The organism is Flavobacterium segetis (assembly GCF_900129575.1).
GTDB classification, from domain to species: Bacteria; Bacteroidota; Bacteroidia; order Flavobacteriales; family Flavobacteriaceae; genus Flavobacterium; species Flavobacterium segetis.
This window is the reverse complement of the sequence record NZ_FQWE01000024.1, coordinates 1-1,652: the sequence shown is the minus strand read 5'-3', so window position 1 is coordinate 1,652 and position 1,652 is coordinate 1. Positions and strand designations below refer to the sequence as shown.

Below are 1,652 nucleotides of genomic sequence, written 5' to 3'. Positions count from 1 at the left end.
TTCACTTTTTCAGGTTTCACTGCTTGAACTCCTGTGTTATCCCAAGCACAAGTATTTGTGTTGAATACGAAGTTATCCCAACAGTTCACTTTTTCAGGTTTCACTGCCTGAACTCCTGTGTTATCCCAAGTACAAGTATTCGTGTTGAATACAAAAGTATCCCAACAATTCACTTTTTCTGGTTGAGTTGCTTGAACGCCAATATTATCCCAAGCACAAGTATTCGTGTTGAATACGAAGTTATCCCAACAGTTCACTTTTTCAGGTTTCACTGCTTGAACTCCTGTGTTGTCCCAAGCACAAGTATTCCTATTGAAAACAAAAGTATCCCAACAGTCCACTTTTTCAGGTTTCACTGCTTGAACTCCTGTGTTATCCCAAGCACAAGTATTCGTGTTGAATACAAAAGTATCCCAACAGTTTACTTTTGCTGGTTTTGAAGCTTGAACTCCCATATTGTCCCAAGCACAAGTATTCCTATTGAAAACAAAATTATCCCAACAATTCACTTTTTCAGGTTTCACTGCTTGAACTCCTGTATTATCCCAAGCACAAGTATTTGTGTTGAATACAAAGTTATCCCAACAGTTTACTTTACTTGGTTGAGCTGCTTGAACGCCAGTATTTACCCAAGCACAAGTATTTGAATTGAAGACAAAATTATCCCAACAGTTTACTTTTTCTGGTTTCACTGCCTGAACTCCCGTATTATCCCAAGCACAAGTATTCGTGTTGAATACGAAGTTATCCCAACAATTCACTTTTTCAGGTTTCACTGTTTGAACTCCTGTGTTATCCCAAGCACAAGTATTCGTGTTGAATACGAAGTTATCCCAACAGTTCACTTTTTCTGGTTGAGTTGCTTGAACTCCTGTATTATCCCAAGCACAAGTATTCGTGTTGAATACGAAGTTATCCCAACAATTCACTTTTTCAGGTTTTGCAGCTTGAACGCCAGTATTGTTCCAAGCACAAGTATTCGTGTTGAATACGAAGTTATCCCAACAATTCACTTTTTCAGGTTTTGCAGCTTGAACGCCAGTATTGTTCCAAGCACAAGTACTCGAATTGAATACGAAGTTATCCCAACAGTTCACTTTTTCAGGTTTCACTGCTTGAACTCCTGTGTTATCCCAAGCACAAGTATTTGAATTGAAAACAAAAGTATCCCAACAGTCCACTTTTTCTGGTTTCACTGCTTGAACTCCTGTGTTATCCCAAGCACAAGAAGAAGTATTGAATACAAAAGTATCCCAACAGTTTACTTTTTCTGGTTTCACTGCCTGAACTCCCGTATTATCCCAAGCACAAGTATTCGTGTTGAATACGAAGTTATCCCAACAATTCACTTTTTCAGGTTTCACTGCTTGAACTCCTGTGTTATCCCAAGTACAAGTATTCGTGTTGAATACAAAAGTATCCCAACAATTCACTTTTTCTGGTTGAGTTGCTTGAACGCCAATATTATCCCAAGCACAAGTATTCGTGTTGAATACGAAGTTATCCCAACAGTTCACTTTTTCAGGTTTTGCAGCTTGAACGCCAGTATTATCCCAAGCACAAGTATTCGTGTTGAATACGAAGTTATCCCAACAATTCACTTTTTCAGGTTTCACTGCTTGAACTCCTGTGTTATCCCAAGCACAAGTATT

1 protein-coding gene is annotated in these 1,652 nt (G+C 38.6%); it reads right to left on the bottom strand.

Features of this window, described 5'->3' with window-relative positions; all coding sequences use genetic code 11:
* Positions 1 to 1,652: hypothetical protein (locus BUA99_RS15175; protein ID WP_159430958.1), on the bottom strand; the 1,652-nt coding region annotated here is incomplete at both ends.